Source organism: Citrobacter sp. VF227, assembly GCF_052950715.1.
In genome coordinates, this window is the sequence record NZ_JBRFVF010000472.1 from 1 (window position 1) to 454 (window position 454).

The window sequence follows — 454 nt, forward strand, 5'->3', positions numbered from 1 at the left end:
TTGGTTGCTGTGCATGGATGCGGCGGTCGGTGAGGTTGAACGCGCAAGAATAGCGCTACGCCGCGAGCAATGCATATCGAAAGGCAATGGCATGCGCCGTCGTGAATACGCAGGAATCGGATGTCGCGGGGTGGTGTATGACTAACCCTCACGACAATATCCGCGTCGGTAGCATCACGCTGGTGTATTCAACTCTGCGCCGTGGTTGGTTAGCGCCAGGCGGCGTCGTTATCAGAAACCCATGAAAGGCTCAGCGGATTGCTGAGCTGATGAATAATAAGAAGGTTGAAGCATGAAAGGGCGCGGGATGATATTTAACGCTGAGATGGTGCGCGGCATGCTCGACGGCCGGAAGACGCAGACGCGCCGTACTAGCAGATGGAAACAGACACGGTTCACTGAAATCGGTGAACGTGAAGATGGTAGCAATTGGCCGTGGAGTGAAGACACAGAG

1 protein-coding gene and 2 pseudogenes are annotated in these 454 nt (G+C 54.8%); 2 read left to right on the plus strand and 1 reads right to left on the minus strand.

Features of this window, described 5'->3' with window-relative positions; genetic code table 11:
* Both ACU8YC_RS27385 and ACU8YC_RS27390 read left to right on the plus strand, forming a co-directional pair.
* Positions 1 to 145: pseudogene (locus tag ACU8YC_RS27385) on the plus strand (PerC family transcriptional regulator); the annotation flags it as partial.
* Positions 138 to 242, plus strand: a pseudogene (locus ACU8YC_RS27390) (DUF1317 family protein); the annotation flags it as partial. The pseudogenes ACU8YC_RS27385 and ACU8YC_RS27390, both read left to right, overlap by 8 nt.
* An 8-nt stretch (positions 243 to 250) precedes the next feature.
* Here ACU8YC_RS27390 and ACU8YC_RS27395 read toward each other — a convergent pair.
* Positions 251 to 454, minus strand: a 204-nt coding sequence (locus tag ACU8YC_RS27395) for a hypothetical protein (RefSeq protein WP_446896312.1), incomplete at its 5' end; no start/stop codon positions are given.